Here is a 16,781-nt window from a genome sequence, read left to right on the forward strand (position 1 = left end):
TTCGGTGTATGGTCGTGTATGTCATAGAACTTCCTTCTATTCCATTTTCTACCTAAACACCGAATGCGTCAATACGACTATTCACCAAAAATGACTTTTGGTTCAAAAGACCTATTCTTGCTTGATCCACATGAAGTCGTATGCCTCGAGCACGACCGCATCGACCCATTCTCCCGTGAACAAGTTCGTCCCACTCGCAGCGATGACGACCCGTTCGTCGGACACGTTCGTATAGAGTAGAAGCGCCTCGCCTCCCCCGCTCCGCTCGACCGTGAACACGCGTTTGTCCGTCGCGACGATGCGCTGCTCGGCGTACGGCGAGAAGGCCGGATGCGTCCGCTTGACGTTCAGCTGGCTCAAGATGCCGGAGAACACTTGCAGGCGGTACGGATCCGTCTTCAACTCTTGGACGAGCGCGGCCCGCTCGACCGGCGTCGTCACCCCGAGCAGCGTCCGGTAATCGACGGCCGGGATGCCTTGCAGCGAGAACAGGACGCTATGGGCGGCGAGCAACATGTCGACCGACGGCTCGAGCAAATTCTTCTCGAACGGGTCCCGCTCCGGCGTCGACAAGAAGTTGAAGTACGTCTTGCCGTCCCCTGGCGCCTCGATGCGGTCGGCCCATTCGGTCAACCCTTTGGCGTTGCCTTGGGCGAAAGCGAGCAGCGTATGGGACGCCAAGTCGAAGTGACAGATGACGTCGGCGACTTCGAAGTAGGAACCGGTCCGGTCGGCGTCCCCTTCATAGGCGAGGACGAGCTGCCCGTGCGGTTTATAGTGGTGGAGAATCAATTGCCATAGTTCGAGCACGTGCTTGATCCGCTCCTCGGGCATGCCCCGGAACGATTGGACGTGGACGCGGACTTTCGTCGCCCCTTGTGCGAGCCGTTCGATGAAGGCGTCGGTCTCGTCGAGCAAATCGACTTGCAGCTCGTTATAAACGTCCGGCGTCATCTCATACATGAGATCGAACTCGTCGTGGAAGCGCCCGAGGTCCTCGAACAGACGGATGCGCGGGTTGACGGCCGTGTCGGTCGGCTTCACTTGATGCGGGAACAGCGACACGAGATACAAGTCGCTGATCGACGATCGGACGTGGTCTTTCAATAGCGTGTGCAGCGCGTCGAGGTCTTGCGTCCCGTCGGTCGTGACGGCGTTCGCGTCGACGATGAGGACGCTCGTCAGCTCGCTCGGCGCCTCGTGGTCGTGCCACGTGTGGCCGGCCCACTTGTCGAACAGACGGCGCCAGTCGTCGGTTGTATGATCGTCTTCGAGTCGGTTGATTATCGGTTCAAGTTTGTCCCAAATCATGTGATCCCTCCTAGTACTGTCTCTATTAACAGTCCCACCGATGTGCCCGTTTCAAACGCACGAAAAAAGCCACCCGAGGGCGACTTCAGTCCATCAAACGCTTCAGTTCGGTCTGGACGCTTGCGAGCGAGTCCGGATTTGGGTTCCAGTAATAAATACCGTCTGACTCTAGCCCGCCCGCCCCTTCGATCCGGAGCGTGCTGGCGTTACGGAACGCCTGCATGTAGTCCGTCGACAGACCGACGAGCTCGTTGAACTCGATGTTCGTCTTGGCACGGTTGCCGGCGACGTCCAACAGTTTCGTCACTTTATCGACCGAGAAGTCGGAACGCCCTTTCTCGACGATGGCCGCGACGACGGCGCGTTGCCGCTCTTGGCGGCCGAAGTCCCCGTTCGGGTCGTCGTAACGCATGCGCGTATACGACAATGCCGACTCACCCGTCAACTCCACTTCACCGACCGGATACGAGTAACCGTCCGACGCGAACGCGAAGTTGTTCGTCACCGTGATACCGCCGAGCGCGTCGACGACCTCGGTGAACGCCTCCATGTCGGTCTCGACGACGTAGTCGATCGGGATGTCCAAGAGTCCTTCGACCGTATCCATCGCCATCTCGGCCCCACCGAACGCGTAGGCGTGGTTGATCTTGTCACTCATCCCGCGCCCGACGATCTCCGTCTTTGTATCCCGCGGGATGCTGAGCATCGCCCCTTCGTCCGTCTCCGGGTTGAGCGTCATGACGATGATCGAGTCGCTCCGCCCTTGCTCGGTGCCGCGGCGGTCGACGCCGAGGAGGAGGACCGATACGGACCGTTTCTCTTCGATCGTCTGCACTTGTTTGCGCTCTTCAGAGATTTCTAAATTATCGTTCACCCGTGTCACCGTCTCATTGACGTCCCGGTACATCGACCAGACGAATAGCCCGCCGGCGATGAGGAAGACGGTCATGACGCCTACTGTGAGCAATACCCATTTCTTCCATGATGATTTCTTGCGATGTCTCGCCATCAGACCACCTGCTTTCATTAAATCTATAGTATGAATAATTCCCGCTTACCGTGTAGTATTATAGCACGTTGCCAAAAAATGCTAACGATTTCTTTCGGATTTTTATGGGAAATGTGTACGCTGTGGCCGGCGTCGCATATGACTGGGCCAAGCCGCGTTGATCTCCGCCCCGAGCAGCATCGTCGCCGCCGTCAAGTAGAGCCAGATTTGCAGCAAGATGACGATCCCGATCGTCCCGTACGTGTCGCCGAACATCGAGAACTGGTCGACGTAGATGCTGTAGCCGGTCGACAACAGCTGCCACGAGATGACGGCGAAAGTGGCGCCTGGGAGCGTCTCCGTGAATGTGACGTGTTGCTGGGGCGCGAATTTATAAAACAGCGAGAACGCGAAGATGAGGATGACGGTCGAGACGGTATACCGGGCGAGCGTCGCCAACCGTTCAAACTCCTCGAGCATCGGGAACCACGCGTACATGAGCTCGACGAACTCGCGGCCGAAGATGTGGAACACGATCAAGATGACGGCACCGACGCTGAAGGCGACGAGCGTCAACAGCCCGATGAGCCGACGGACGATGTAGCTGCGCGCCTCGGTCTCGCCGTACGCGAACACGGTCAGCTTGACGAGCCGGGCCGCCCCGTTCGAGGCCGACCAGACGGCGATGACGGCACCGACCGAGATGAGCCCGGCGTTGATGTCGCCGCTGACGTCATAGACGACCGACAGCATGTCACGCACACTCGCGCCCGGGATCAAGATCTCGATCTGCTCGATCAACAGGGCGTCGTCGATCCCGAGCCACGCCATGACGGCGAACAACAGGACGAACGTCGGGAAGATGGCGAGAAACCAGAAGAAGGCGAGCGTGGCGCTATAGTCGTTGATGTGATGGTCTTTGAAGCGATGGCGGACGTCGATGATGAGACGGATCAGTCGGTCGAGCACACGGGTCACCCCTTTTCTTTTCATTATCGCACAAATTAAAACGCCTCATCCGCTTTGGATGAGGCGCTGTTGTCATTGTTCCATCAATTCGCCGAGATACGACTTCACGTCTTCCAGTGAGGCCGCATCCGGGTTCCAGTAATAGATGCCGTCGTCAGCCTTGCCGCCAGTGCCTTCGAGTCGAAGGACGTCCTGGTTTTTGAAGGCGGCCATATAGTCGGCCGACAGTGTCCGGATGTCTTTGAACGTCATGTTCGTCTTCGCGTTATTGCCTAAGACGTCGAGCATATTGTTGAATTTCGAGATCGAGAAATCGTCTTTGCCTTCGTTGACGAGCGCCGTGATGACGTCACGCTGACGCTCTTGGCGACCAAAGTCACCACTCGGGTCGTCGTAGCGCATCCGCGTGTACGCGAGCGCCTCGGGGCCCGACAAGTTGATCGTGCCCGGCTCGAACGAATACTCGCCTGACGTGAAGGCGAACTTGTTCGTCACTTCGACGCCGCCGAGAAGGTCGACCGTGTCTTGGAACCCTTTCATATCGACTTCGGCGACGTAATCGATCGGGATGTCGAGTAAGTTCTCGACCGTCGCGAGCGCCATTTCGGCACCGCCGAACGCATAGGCGTGGTTGATCTTATCGGTCGTGCCTTTGCCGACGATTTCCGTCTTCGTGTCGCGCGGTATGCTGAGCATCGCGCTCGCATCCGTATTCGGGTTGAGTGTCATGACGATGATCGAGTCGCTGCGGCCTTGCTCGTCGGCACGGCGGTCGACACCAAGCAACAGGACAGATACCGGTTTCTTGTCGTTGATCGTCTGCTTGTTCATCCGTTCCGGGCTGAGCCCGGCCGACTCGTTCAAACGACTGACCGTCGAGTCCACTTGGTTATACAAATAAGCTGCCACCCCGACTCCGATGAGCAGGAACAGTCCAACGACGATCCCCACAATCAACGCGATGCGTTTTGCGGGTGTTTTCTTCCTACGACGTTTCTTGACTCTCTTTTTCTTTTGCTCTTCCATGACATTGCACCTTTCCTCGAACCTGTAGTCAATTTCACATAGGTTTTATTTTAGCATGCACCTTATTTTAATATTCCTATTTTTTATAAAAGAGGTAAATGGTTGCCGATTGTTGTCGAATCATTCACTCGCTTATTTCTATCGGTCGGTTTTGAAAAAAGGTTTAGCTTTTCTGGCATATCTTTTTTCAAACCTACCCTGACCTCCAAAAACTGAAACCGCTACCATTCCGATCACCATGGGCACAAGGTCACAGCACGCAGTTCTAATTCTTGCGAAACCGATCGGGGACGTCCTCGATCGATTGTTTTTTAGGTCCGTTTCCTTATTTCTAAAAAGCCTTATAGTACAAACGCATTATTTTTTGTAATATTTGTATAAGGAGTCATGTAAATGTAATTAAAATCCAATTATTTCGCGAAGGGGATAGACGGATGCGTTTCGTCGTCACGTGTTTTATCGAGAAAAAAGAGCCGTTTTCATTCATTATTTACGGGAGTTCGAAGCATCAGGCCGAACGGACATTTCACCAGACGCTCCAGTTGGCCAATCCGCTCAACGACTTCATCGAGGCGAGTGATGGACAGAAGATCCGAATCGGGTCGATCCTCGCCTACCGGATCGATGATATAAATCCTCTCTTTTGAATCCGCTCCATTTCGGGTAACCCTTATAAAGACTAAACCAATTGATTGGGGGAGCGAATATGGAACTAGGAATGATTGGACTTGGCAAGATGGGACTCAACCTGGCGCTCAATTTGACGGATGGGGGCCACCGCGTCATCGGATACGATCCGGGTAACGTATCGACGAGCCAGTTCGAGACGCTCGATTCGCTCGAAGCGGTCGTCGCCGAGCTGAAAGCGCCGCGCGTCGTCTGGGTGATGGTGCCAGCCGGTGATGTGACCGAGCGTGTATTGAACGATTTGCACGCGCTGTTGTCTCCAGGGGATATCGTCATCGACGGCGGCAACTCGAACTATAAGGAGTCGATGCGGCGGGCCAAACACTTCAACGACAAACTGATCTACTTCTTCGACGTCGGGACGAGTGGCGGCATGGAAGGCGCGCGTAACGGCGCCTGCACGATGATCGGCGGCGATATCGAGGCGTTCGGCAAGATCGAGGAATTGTTCCAAGACGTGTCGACGGACAACGGCTACTTGTACGCCGGTCCGAGTGGTAGCGGTCATTTCCTCAAGATGATCCACAACGGCATCGAGTACGGCATGATGCAGGCGATCGCCGAAGGGTTCGAGATTCTCGAGAAGAGCCCGTTCGATTACGACCACGAACAAGTCGCCCGTGTCTGGAATCACGGCTCGGTCGTCCGCTCCTGGTTGATGGAGTTGACTGAGAGCGCGTTCCACAAGGACGCGAAGCTAGATACGATCAAAGGCGTCATGCATGCGTCAGGTGAAGGCAAGTGGACGGTCGAGACGGCGCTCGAATACGGCGTCCCGGCACCGGTCATCGCCATGTCGCTCATGATGCGCCAACGCTCGCTCGAAGAAGACACGTTCTCCGGCAAGGTCGTCGCCGCGCTAAGAAATGAGTTCGGCGGGCATGCGGTCGAGAAGAAATGAATGAACACACGACAGAGCGCCAACCGAATTGTCGGTTGGCGCTCTGTCACTCCTTATGCTGACTTTTGATTGAGCCAATCCCCCACCCGTGTGAACGTCTGCGTGAGCGGCGTCGGCTCCATCCGACTGAACGTATGATAATCAATGTCTGTAATATACCAAACGAGCCGGAGCAACGAGAAAGCGAACGCCATCGTCGAACCGATTGCAAAGCTGAGGCCATACCCTTCCGCTCCTAAAGGGAGGAGCGATACTGTCAAGAGCGCGTTTGATGTCAAGAACAAGAATGACGTGAACGCCGCACCTCGATGATCTTCAAAGTAAAGCAGCACGAGCGTCAAGACGAGCACCATCGCATTCGAGAACGCGCCGACCGTCGTCATGAGAAAGACGTCGTGTGATTCGGGCGACAGTCCGATCAAGACGAACACTGTCGAAGAGAAGAGCAACACCATGAGCGTGACGATGCCCTGGTTACGGAATAAGCGTTGTAACTCTTGCTTCAAGACGAGAATCATCGCACTCTTGGCCCGTTGAATCTGTTGATACGTCCCCCCTTCATTCGCGTATCCATAAAACATACGATACCGCTCATAAAACCTTGTCTCGACGGAGACGACGAAAATCGTCATCGTTGGGATGATCGTCAAATACGACAAGAAGATTGCCGTGTCATAGACCGGGTGATAGCGGAACGTGTCTAGATGCGTGCTGCTTCCGTCAGCGAACCAAATGACCCACGTCCCGACCCAGATCCCGATATTGTATAAAAAACTCGTCCAAAACAAGGCCGGGTACTTATCAAAATAACTGAAATATGTGAACCTGTCCTTTGTGCCCCGACCCGGGAACGTCAAGAGCATCGATGTGAACAAACCGAACAGCGTGACGATGAGGCCGAGTGTCATGCTCGCCGTGAGGGCGATACTCTTCGCATACGGTGCCGTCAAAAACGGCATCAAAAATTGATCGGTCAGTAAGACGCCGCCGACGGAAATGACACCGCCGACGAGAAAGCTATAGGCGACCGCCTGATAGAACTTGGCCGCACTTAAAAACAGGAAGTGGACCCAGATCAAGTTGATTGTCATAAACAACACGAACGCGAGCGCGTTCAAGACGACCGGTAAGTCTGAAAATCCTAAGAAAAAGAGGAACAATAAACCCGCGAGCACGACCGTCGTCTTCGTCATCCCGATATAGGCCGGGAAAATATCATCATACCGTTTTTCATAAAAACAGTCGGCGAGGTATCTCGTGACGACGAGCTGTTGCACACCTAGCACGACTTGCGAAAAGATGAAACTATATGACACGACGAGATTGAACGTCGTCCGTTCCTCGAGCGACGCGATGGAGAGAAACGTCGTCAACCATTGCATCAAGGCGATCGTCACGATGACGATCAGCCATGGTCCAGACGTGACGAGACCGGCGAAAGCATACGCTTTGAGGCGCGATGAAAAGTAGTCTTCTTGAAATAATTTTTGCAGCTTAAACCCGATGCCCGCCATAAGCCACACCCCTTTCTTCATAAAGCTGAACGTATTCCGAGATGAACTGTTCGGTCCGGTAATACGCCAAGGCACGCGCTTGTCCGTTCTCACCGAGCTTTCGCGCGTCCTCCCGGTTATGGTAGAACCAACTGCAACGCTCGGCGATGCGTCGTGCATTGACCGGCGGCACGACAAAACCAGCCGGGCCGAACGGCTCGAACGAACGACCGTTGATGAGTTCGGCGCAGGCACCGACATCTGTGACGACCCATGGGACGCCTGCGGCCATGCCTTCTAAGACGGCGAGCGGTTGTCCTTCCGAGATGCTCGTCAATAGACATACGTCAAACTGCGGCAAATAAGACCGGATATCGACTTTACCGACAAGGAATACTTCTTGCTCGAGATCAAGTTGACGGATCAGTCCCATACATTCCTCGGCATATTCGTCATCCTCGTCGAGCGGACCCATGATTGTCATCTCGAACGGGATGAACATCTCTTGTAAGATTTTTGCCGCATGAATCATCGTCTTAATATCTTTGATCGGGACGACCCGGACGATGGCCCCGATCCTCAACACAGGGCTTGGTGGTTGTCGCGTCAAAGCCGACAATGCGGTCGCATCAATCCCGTTCGGAATGATGCGTAATTTTTCAGCGGGTGCTCCGAGCTGAGCTTGAAGCTCACTGTTACGGTCAAACAATGTAATGACATCGTCCGCCGCCCGATAAGCTTCTTGCGACAGATGATGGAAGAAGCGAATCCAGTGTGACCGGAAATCTGACGGGATCCATGCCGCTTGGAGCAACTCTTCTTCCCGTTCCCGAGAATAGATGCCATGTTCCGTCAAAATAAACGGGACATGCTGCCGCTCCTTGATCGCACTTGCGATCAATCCGGCGTAGCCGGTCGCGGCCGAATGGATGAGGTCGACTTGCGGCAGGTCTGCTTGTAGTAAGTCGAGCACTGGTGCATACATGCTGCGCCACATCCAAAAATAGTCGATGAACGAACCGGCCTGACCTTCTTCTTCATAGCTTGACGTGACAAGATCATAAAACAGACGGCTCGAAAAGAACTGCTCCGGCGTGCCGATTGAACTCTCGAGGAGCGGATAAATCGATTGATTCACTTGCCCGAACGTCATCCACGTTTTGATTTGTTGATTTTGTTCAGGTGTCAATGCACGTGGGCGCGATGGACGCGCTTGTTTTTGATTGAGCGCGAGCGTCGTCACCCCGCTCACATTGTCAGGTAGCGTGTATTTATAATCAGACGAAGTCATCGGTTTGGGCATGATTGAGATAATCTCGAACTCATGCATCGGCATCTGTTGCATCAACATATGCACCCAGCTCGATACCCCACCGCTAACATACGGATAACTCCCCTCAACGACTAGACCGATTCTCATGAGCCTTCCTCCTTGATTGCCAAACTAGCGTATGAATCCGTCAGTTCGACTTGATACAACGTTCCACTGTCCCCGAACGTGCGCACGGTGCCAAATGCGAACGTGCCCGTTTCGAGTGACGTGCCGGGCTCGAGACGGACGAGCACCGTCGACGGCGTCGGGATCGACCGACCATTGATTTCAATCGTATCGTCGGTATAGGCGACTTCGATGGTCGCTTGTTTGTATAGTTCGTATTTCCGGTAAGCATCATATTGGGTGAGCGCTTCGAGATGTGGATACGTCTCGTGAATCGTCTCGAACATGCCTTCAAACGACTCTTTCATCTCAGCCCAGCCTCGCCCTTTTGAGCGGAACTCGTCGAGGACGTCATCAGGATGAATGAAGTGAGAGACGAGCCCAAAGTTCGCGACCGCATCCGCAACGACGAATGTTTCATCCGCCGTCTCATTGTAGCCGCTCGATACACGTGGGAAATTGTACAGGTTCTTGTTGACTGGGTCCGGTCCGAACTCTTGGACGTAACTTCCTTTTGAGGTGTCCCCGCTGTAGAGTCCAGCAACAATCAGACCGTCCGGAAACGCATCATTCAACACCGATAAACCGGACGCCCCGATAATGTTTGACGGTGGGACGTAACTGCGGATTTGTTCTTTCGGCAAATAATAATCGAACGTCTCGACGACGCGGTCGACCGCACTACGCATCTGTTGTTCGTCATCCCATCTCGTATATCCGAGCTCCGGGTCCATCGTCTCGTCACCCGAGACGAGCGGTTGGTGGTTGAAGCCGTGCAGGCCGACTTCGCCATTAATCTGTAACAGTCCGCGCCCGTATTCGAGCATTGGCGTCCGGATTTTTCCGTTTAGTTCTTCGACCGTCTCTTCGTTCGTCGCCTTATAGCTACCAATCAAAAAGCCGGTGTAGATCACGTCATGGTCCTCGCCGATCTGCTTCATGTCCCGCCACCATACTTCAGAGAAAAACTCTTTAATCGAAAGATTGTAGGCGTCTTCGATGACCGGACTCGAATTGGCCGGAACCGGCGCCGGGAAGTCATCGAAATGGACGACTTTGATCCCTGCCTGTGGGGTCACGAATGCCGGGAACAGCGTCGTCAATGCTTGGATCATCAGCCCGCGTGAATTCTTATCGGCTAGTGACGTTGTATTCCAATACATCACTTCCCCCTCGCCGTATGGGGCTTTCCACAAAATCGGCTCCTCTTTCGCCGTGATCATCACGTCTGAACTCGCCTCGAGCTCGACATCGGCGATACTGTGGATGAACAGTTCTGAGTCTTGTGGCAAGTCGATGTAACCAGGGAACAACTCCCGCTCGAACACTAAGCCGTTAATATCATCCAAGTAATCTCCAAAGTCCGAGACGCCGACTAAGTCAGCCCATTTCGCATCGATAAAGCGGCCGGCGATATAAAGTCTTCCGCCTTCATCGACAAACCGTTCAATCGTCTCGTATGGCCATAACTCTGTATTCTCCCCGCTCAAGACGAGCACTGTGCGCGGTGACGGTTTGAGCGTTTCGATGGCCTCCACCCCGATGCGCGTATACGGTAGTTTCGCGTAATCCAATGCGTACGTGAAATTGGTCAAGATTGACTCCGAGAGACGATCTTCGTTTTGATGAATATAAATTTGAACCGGTTCTCCCGAGAGCGCCCGCGACTCTCCCGCAAGTGTGTCAAACGTCCGGGTCTCACGCGCCTCGTTCGGTATGAGGCGATGTCCGTAATCGAGTCGTAAAAATTGAACGATGACGATGACGGATACGAGAATCGAAAACAAAACGATGATATAGCCATAGATTGATTTTTTCACTGCGTCACACCTTCCAACCTTTCTAGAATAAAACGACGTTCCTCTGGGATGTCGTCTGGCGACACCGAATGCGTCATCCGATCGAGGAGTGGTCGTAGTGCTGTCCAGTCTCCCGCAGTCATATGATGTTCGATCAACATGAAGTATCCGTCTGGACGAGTAGCATGATGTCTCGTCAATTCGTCTGCCAATCGAACGCCCGCCTCGATATCGTCACGTCTGAACGCGAGTTGTGCCGCCGCTTTCAAATACGTGTAATCGGTCGCATCGATCTGAGCGAGCTGTTCTAAATAAGTATGCAGCTTGATCATGGCACGCTCTTTTGACGTATCGTCTAACAGCCCGCTCTCGATGAAGCGCTCATATGTGTCAATCAGCCGATAAAATGAATCGATTTTTTCATCGTCAAGCTGTACTTCTTTTTGCTTGATCGCCGTCTCGTAGCGATCGAATAACGTGTTGCGGACGGTCGCCGCATAATGAACTGTCTCAGTGTCCTCATGCTCGAGACCAGCATCCAAATAAGATTCGATGTTATCAAGTGGCGTCGACATCAACTGGGTCATCGATTGCTTCCGTCGTGTCGCGTCCATCAAGAGTGCCTCAGACAGTGGTACGGTATCGATATCTTCTTTCGCCTGTTGCTGTAACCGCTCTAAATTAACAGTATCGAATTGGATGTATTCGTCATAGTCGAGCAACGTCTTCTCTGAAGCGTAACGGCGAGCGATTCGATAGCTGATCCAACCAAACAACTCACCGAAAAGCGGAATGAGTGCACTCATCCAACAGACGACCAAGAGGATGCCGCGGTCTGATTCGGCCATCTTCGGAGCAATGAGTCGGTATGCCACGTACAGACAAATCGCATGGACGAGAAAGAATAGCCCGATTAGTGCCGTCATCGTTTCTGCCCGCCTTTCACTAAGAACGTCTGCTCCATACGCTCTTTAAAGCGCTCCGCGAACTCTTTAGGCGTCCCTGGAAGTAAGAAGTGTAACGTCTCCGTCTCAGCATCATAGCCGATGATGTCAATTTCTCGCATCGCTTGTCGCAAGATTAACTCCATCTCAATGAGTGACAAGTTGATGTGGTCGACCGCGAGCGCGAGCGTGCTATAAGGTTGGTCATATTGTTCGTGACGGACGGCTTGAAGCTTCACTTTCTCCTCGAACGCAGCGACATGATAAATATGCGTCCCGTCAACTAACTCGTTACGTGCGAGCATCCATTCCATCGCCCGCGCTTTCTCGATTCGTGTACCAGCCCAGTCCAAGATGAGCTGCATCATGTTCATCTCGTAGCTACGCAGCTTGTTAAAATCAACTTCTTGGATCACAACGACTTCTTGGATCGCACCATCATACCGAATCGGCGCAATCAGAAGCGGCACGTCCGTTTCGTCAGCCGTGCGAATCGATAACTTACCCGTCCGAAGCATGCGTTCATATAGACCTTGTCCCGCCTCGATGAACAACGTCTGCGGCAGACGAGACGCTTCACCTGACCGGACGTGCAGACGCAATGTCCGCTGTGACGTATCCACATGGTAAATCGCGATCTGTTTGGCATAAAAGGACTGTTCGAGCGTACGCACGAGTTGATCGCGGACAATGTCCGGGAGATCTTGATCGAGACCAAGCCCAATTTCATAAATTTTCGACAACGTATAATCGGAATCGAGCACTTTTTTACGCATCTCGACTTGTGAGAGTTCGAGATGTCTGACCGTCTCCTTCAGTTGTCGATTTTCATCAGCGACTTCTTCTTGGCGAATACGGAGCGACTGATAGCGCTCTTGGAACGATGTGCTGAAGATACCGGCGAAAATGGCGATGAAGAAATGGAGCAAAATCCAAGCCAGTTCGTTCGCATCATATAAAAATAGCAACAGATCGGTCCCTTGCGATAGAAGAAACATAAAGTGATAGATGCTCGTCAACGTGAAGCTGACGAATGCTCCGAGCAGACCATAACGGAGCGAGAACAATAAAATGTAAAAAATGAGCGGGTCGATCGCCCAGTCAGAGATTGAAAGATTAAAGATATAATCAAAGATGCCGATAATAAGGATACTAACAAGCATCTCCGTCCATTTGATCGCGTTTCGATTTTGGGTATAGATCACGTATCAATCATTCCTTTACCTACGATTTTCGTCATCCGATGAGACGAGGTGTTGTTCGTACAATTTCATATCGAGAAGGGCAAACTTGCTGAAAAGTAAGGGCGCAAAGACATGGGTCGTCGATCTTTTGATACCGATCGCCAGTCTGCAATGCCACAGCCGCTCTCTGATAACAATCAGGAGGGTATTTAAATGGGTATTATCTCACTCAAACGCACGATGTCGATGTTTTGTGCATTCGTTGTCGGTCTGTCTATATTGACACCACTCACAGCGAACGCACAGACGAGCAATCCGCTATCAGGGGTCAAATCGTACAAAATCTATTACGACGCCCCGACGAAAGCTCAAATGAAGAAGATGCAACGCTATGACCTCATGATTATCGAGCCGGTCTATTATTCGGCCGCCCAGATCAAAGAGCTTAAAAAATACGGCACGAAAGTGTATGGCTACATCAACACGATGGAAGCAGATAACTGGAACGTAGATTTCATGAAACAGTTAAACGAATCCGACTTTTTCCATCGAGACGGTAAACGTGTACATTATGCGGAATGGGACTCGTATTTAACCGATATCACGTCCTCTCATTATCAAGCACTCTTAGTCGCTGAAGTGAATAAACAGATTGTCAACAAAGGGCTAGACGGTGTGTTTTTAGATACGGTTGGAAACATCGACAACGAACACTGGCAGCAACCGGCTGTCCTCGCCGCCCAGCGCGACGGGATGAGTCAATTCATGAGTACGTTACGCGTGCAACATCCCTCGTTGTCATTGATTCAAAACTGGGGATTCGGCACACTGAAAAGTCATACGTACCGTTACGTTGATGGTGTCATGTGGGAGAGTTTTAATCATAGCGTCATTTCAAAAGACCAGTGGTCCAAAGATCGCATTCAAGAATTGCGTACGATCAGTGAAGCATACGACATTAAAACGCTTACTGTTTCATCGGCACAACAAGCAAAAAGTAAAGCACTCGCCGAAACAAACGGGTTTATTCATTTCCATTCGAACACGACATTAAACTACAATAAATTTTAAAGATTTTTCTTAGAATTACACATTCTTTCCACGAATACTATGTGTGGTTTCCAAAAAAGGTAGATGAGTTTTACACATACAAAGGTCGAGTCGATGATATTCTGTCAGCTCGACCTTTTTTATTCACATAAGCGAGGTCTAGGCTTCTCGATGACGCGAAGAGAAGACCTCTCACAGACAATCGTCAGCACATAAGCTTGCTTAATCACTATATGTAAATATTATACACGGAAAATAGAATTCTTCCTTTTGTTCGGTTTTGAGAAACATTCGTTAACATGATGCATCAACACACCTATTTAGGTCTTTATCCTCATTTCACAGGCTTTACGTTCAAACTTATTTACTATGTATCTAAAGATGCGTATATTTGTACACGCTGCTGTTTTGTAATGATTGGAAATGAAAACAAGGACGATTTACTCGTTTTGACTCGATGCATTCACATTAAGGAGGAAACTATGACTCGATTCACCTGGATCAATCCGCTCAAATCTCGATTGGCTGCCAATGAGTTACCGGTCGAACTCGCTGACGTCGCGAGCGACCGCCATTTCATCGAAGGACACCTCGATCCGCTCTACTTGCTCGACACTTCTGGCACGATCGTCGACTGCAACGAGAAGCTGTCGCTCTTACTCGGCTACACGAAGCGTGAACTGCACACACACTTCGCCCGCTTCACGACCGAAACGGACGCCGAACGGATTCACACCTATTTCGCAAGCGCACTCTCAGGAACTGAAGAAACGTACACGTGCGTGGCCAAACGGAAGGACGGCCGCATGTTGACGCTTCAAATCACGAATATCCCTGCTTATGACGACCAATTGATCGTCGGCGTATACGGAATTGCCCGGGACATCACGAACGAAGACCGATTGAAGAGCGATGTGGAACGTTTTCGCGACTTATACGAGCACGTCGAGGCGTCCATCTATCGAAAAGACTTACGGACCGGGAAGCTCGAGTTTTATACAGCCGGATTTGAGACGTTGTTCCAAACGGCACCGAAAGCGATGGGCGAGGACCCCTCCTCTTGCCATCACGTCATCCACCAGAACGATTTAGCCAAGGTCCGGGCCGCCCATACGCACGTCGAAGCAGGTCAGGAAACGACAGTCCTTTACCGGACAAACCTCAACGACAGCGTCAATTGGGTCGAGGAACGCCTCATCCCAAAGTTTGACGACGACGGCACGGTCATCGCGGTCATCAGTATCGCCCACGACATCACCCGACTGAAGACGCAAGAAGAACAGATTTGGCAACTCGCCATGCACAACTCGCTCACCGGTCTGCCGAACCGGAGCCTGTTTCTCCATGAATTGTGCGAACGGATAGAACAACACGAGCACATCGCGGTCCTGACCATCAGTTTCAATTCCATTCATCGAATCAATCACGACTTCGGCTACAAGGTCGGAGATGACTGGATCGTCGCGGCCACGTCCGCCTTGCTCCATCGATTACCGAACGGCAGTTTCGTCGGTCATCTTGGGGGTGACGAATTCATGTTGCTCTTGACCGATATCACAGACGAATCTTCGTTGATCACGAGCTGCCAGTCTTTACTCCAACTCGGGGACAAACAGATTCAAGTCGGCCCGTACGAATGGCGCCCGCCCGTCTCGATCGGGGTCAGCCGCTATCCGCATGACTCGACCGTCGCCGAAGAGCTTCTGCAGTACGCCAACACGGCACTCGGCCGGACGAACTTGCCGGGTATGGACCGGTTCGTCTTTTATGCCTCAAGCTTTAATATCGACTCATATCGGCGCCATCAGCTCGGCAACGACTTGAGTCGCGCCATCGACGAAAACGAACTTTTCCTCGAATTTCAACCGAAAGTCGACGCTTGGTCTGGCCGGATCGTCGGGGCCGAGGCGCTCGTCCGCTGGCAACACCCTGAGTGGGGACGGATTCCACCGAACGACTTTATCCCATTGTCTGAAGAGAGCGATTTGCACATCCAACTTGCCGATTGGGTGCTTCATCATACATGTGCCCATCTTCGAGACTGGCAGGACAAAGACTTACCCGTCGTCCCGGTGTCGATCAACGTGTCGCCGAAACGCCTGTCACATGGTCAGTATGCCGAGACGGTCACGCGGGCGCTAAGCCATTATACGCTCCCGCCGTCGTTGCTCGAAATCGAGATCTTAGAAACCGATGTCTTGAACGATAATCGAAAGATTCATGACACACTCGAGCAACTCGACGCCGCCAATATTCGTGTCGCCCTCGACGACTTCGGAACCGGTTACTCGTCACTCTCTTATTTACAGCAATATCCGATCAAGACGATCAAAATCGATCAACAGTTCGCCGCTGACTTGCATAAGAACAAAAAGACACAGGCGATTGTACGAACGATTTTGTTCATGGCCGAGGAGTTTGCGATGGACGTCGTCATCGAAGGCGTCGAGACGCTCGAGCAACTCGACGTCGCTCGACGCCTCAACTGCCGCATCGTTCAAGGCTACTTGTTCAGCCGTCCACTCGGCGCGGAGCAGTTCGAACGTACGCTCGAGGACCGTTTCCTCGCGACGACAGAAACGGTCGGCTCCGCTGTCACGAGACAAGCGTTCTCACTCGAGGCGAGCGTGACGATCCACAAGTTCCATGACCGGGAGCTATCCATCGGCTCGACCCCGATTGTCGTGACGAAAAATGGTCTACAAAGCCTGCATTTTCACGCCCCGATCCTTCTGCCGGTCACCGAGGCCATCGAATTGAAGATCTTCTTGCCACAAATAGGTGACAAGACAGACATCCTCGTTCGACTCGTCCGTGTGACCGAGCTCGAAAGCGGTCTGTTCGAATACGAGGCGAGCTATCTCGATACGAGTGAATCGCACCGTGTCATGATGACGCTTCAACAAAACACGCAAGTCCCGAAAAGCTCTTTGTGATCAGTCGAGGGCACTGAAAAACTTCAAATGTTTTTATCTCGAAGTGTTCTTCACG

13 protein-coding genes and 1 riboswitch are annotated in these 16,781 nt (G+C 52.3%); of the genes, 4 read left to right on the forward strand and 9 right to left on the reverse strand.

The window, feature by feature from the left end:
* Positions 1–111: 111 nt before the first annotated feature.
* The 4 genes from EVJ24_RS01415 to EVJ24_RS01430 form a co-directional block, all read right to left on the reverse strand.
* A complete protein-coding gene (locus tag EVJ24_RS01415; RefSeq protein ID WP_131439007.1) occupies positions 112–1,311 on the reverse strand; it encodes a hypothetical protein in 1,200 nt (399 codons plus the stop codon).
* 85 nt (positions 1,312–1,396) lie between these two features.
* Complete coding sequence (locus EVJ24_RS01420; RefSeq protein ID WP_131439008.1) at positions 1,397–2,320, reverse strand: LCP family glycopolymer transferase; 924 nt, start codon at positions 2,318–2,320, stop codon at positions 1,397–1,399.
* 102 nt (positions 2,321–2,422) lie between these two features.
* Positions 2,423–3,292: a YihY/virulence factor BrkB family protein gene (locus EVJ24_RS01425; RefSeq protein WP_131439009.1), complete on the reverse strand. Its 870-nt coding sequence runs from the start codon at positions 3,290–3,292 to the stop codon at positions 2,423–2,425.
* 48 nt (positions 3,293–3,340) lie between these two features.
* Positions 3,341–4,219 carry an LCP family glycopolymer transferase gene (locus EVJ24_RS01430; protein WP_236637510.1) on the reverse strand — a complete coding sequence of 293 codons (879 nt, stop codon included), beginning with the start codon at positions 4,217–4,219 and terminating at the stop codon, positions 3,341–3,343.
* Between the two features lie 509 nt (positions 4,220–4,728).
* Between EVJ24_RS01430 and EVJ24_RS01435 the strand changes: the two genes are divergently transcribed.
* A complete protein-coding gene (locus tag EVJ24_RS01435) occupies positions 4,729–4,941 on the forward strand; it encodes a hypothetical protein (RefSeq protein ID WP_131439011.1) in 213 nt (70 codons plus the stop codon).
* A 59-nt stretch (positions 4,942–5,000) separates the two neighbouring features.
* Entirely contained in the window at positions 5,001–5,882 is an 882-nt protein-coding gene (gene gnd / locus EVJ24_RS01440; protein WP_131439012.1) for a phosphogluconate dehydrogenase (NAD(+)-dependent, decarboxylating), read from the forward strand.
* 53 nt (positions 5,883–5,935) lie between these two features.
* Here gnd and pelG read toward each other — a convergent pair whose 3' ends face one another.
* The 5 genes from pelG to EVJ24_RS01465 are packed head-to-tail and all read right to left on the reverse strand — an operon-like array spanning position 5,936 to position 12,761.
* Entirely contained in the window at positions 5,936–7,417 is a 1,482-nt protein-coding gene (gene pelG / locus EVJ24_RS01445; protein ID WP_236637511.1) for an exopolysaccharide Pel transporter PelG, read from the reverse strand.
* On the reverse strand, positions 7,377–8,795 hold the full coding sequence (gene pelF, locus EVJ24_RS01450; protein WP_131439013.1) for a GT4 family glycosyltransferase PelF: 1,419 nt from the start codon (positions 8,793–8,795) through the stop codon (positions 7,377–7,379). Before pelF ends, pelG begins: the two co-directional genes overlap by 41 nt.
* Positions 8,792–10,633 (reverse strand): DUF2194 domain-containing protein, encoded by a 1,842-nt coding sequence (locus tag EVJ24_RS01455; RefSeq protein ID WP_131439014.1) that lies wholly within the window; start codon positions 10,631–10,633, stop codon positions 8,792–8,794. The genes pelF and EVJ24_RS01455 overlap by 4 nt, the downstream gene beginning before the upstream one ends.
* Positions 10,630–11,538, reverse strand: coding sequence for a hypothetical protein (locus tag EVJ24_RS01460; RefSeq protein WP_131439015.1), 909 nt, complete (start codon positions 11,536–11,538; stop codon positions 10,630–10,632). The genes EVJ24_RS01455 and EVJ24_RS01460 overlap by 4 nt, the downstream gene beginning before the upstream one ends.
* Positions 11,535–12,761, reverse strand: a complete 1,227-nt coding sequence (locus EVJ24_RS01465) for a hypothetical protein (RefSeq protein ID WP_131439017.1) — start codon at positions 12,759–12,761, stop codon at positions 11,535–11,537. Before EVJ24_RS01465 ends, EVJ24_RS01460 begins: the two co-directional genes overlap by 4 nt.
* A 68-nt stretch (positions 12,762–12,829) precedes the next feature.
* Positions 12,830–12,914: riboswitch (cyclic di-GMP riboswitch) on the forward strand.
* 39 nt (positions 12,915–12,953) lie between these two features.
* On the opposite strand from EVJ24_RS01465, the gene EVJ24_RS01470 reads away from it, so the two are divergent.
* Positions 12,954–13,811 (forward strand): putative glycoside hydrolase, encoded by an 858-nt coding sequence (locus tag EVJ24_RS01470; protein ID WP_131439018.1) that lies wholly within the window; start codon positions 12,954–12,956, stop codon positions 13,809–13,811.
* 461 nt (positions 13,812–14,272) lie between these two features.
* Positions 14,273–16,726, forward strand: coding sequence for a putative bifunctional diguanylate cyclase/phosphodiesterase (locus tag EVJ24_RS01475; RefSeq protein WP_131439020.1), 2,454 nt, complete (start codon positions 14,273–14,275; stop codon positions 16,724–16,726).
* Positions 16,727–16,781 lie beyond the last annotated feature (55 nt).

Origin of the sequence: Exiguobacterium sp. SH1S21, assembly GCF_004337175.1 — a bacterium.
Lineage (GTDB): Bacteria > Bacillota > Bacilli > Exiguobacteriales > Exiguobacteriaceae > Exiguobacterium > Exiguobacterium aurantiacum_A.

What these genes read in the sequence shown, in the direction of transcription:
- EVJ24_RS01415 (WP_131439007.1), bottom strand. Translation starts at nt 1,311, where the DNA reads ATGATTTGGGACAAACTTGAACCGATAATCAACCGACTCGAAGACGAT.
- EVJ24_RS01420 (WP_131439008.1), bottom strand. Translation starts at nt 2,320, where the DNA reads ATGGCGAGACATCGCAAGAAATCATCATGGAAGAAATGGGTATTGCTC.
- EVJ24_RS01425 (WP_131439009.1), bottom strand. Translation starts at nt 3,292, where the DNA reads ATGAAAAGAAAAGGGGTGACCCGTGTGCTCGACCGACTGATCCGTCTC.
- EVJ24_RS01435 (WP_131439011.1), top strand. Translation starts at nt 4,729, where the DNA reads ATGCGTTTCGTCGTCACGTGTTTTATCGAGAAAAAAGAGCCGTTTTCA.
- gnd (WP_131439012.1), top strand. Translation starts at nt 5,001, where the DNA reads ATGGAACTAGGAATGATTGGACTTGGCAAGATGGGACTCAACCTGGCG.
- pelG (WP_236637511.1), bottom strand. Translation starts at nt 7,417, where the DNA reads ATGAAGAAAGGGGTGTGGCTTATGGCGGGCATCGGGTTTAAGCTGCAA.
- pelF (WP_131439013.1), bottom strand. Translation starts at nt 8,795, where the DNA reads ATGAGAATCGGTCTAGTCGTTGAGGGGAGTTATCCGTATGTTAGCGGT.
- EVJ24_RS01460 (WP_131439015.1), bottom strand. Translation starts at nt 11,538, where the DNA reads ATGACGGCACTAATCGGGCTATTCTTTCTCGTCCATGCGATTTGTCTG.
- EVJ24_RS01470 (WP_131439018.1), top strand. Translation starts at nt 12,954, where the DNA reads ATGGGTATTATCTCACTCAAACGCACGATGTCGATGTTTTGTGCATTC.
- EVJ24_RS01475 (WP_131439020.1), top strand. Translation starts at nt 14,273, where the DNA reads ATGACTCGATTCACCTGGATCAATCCGCTCAAATCTCGATTGGCTGCC.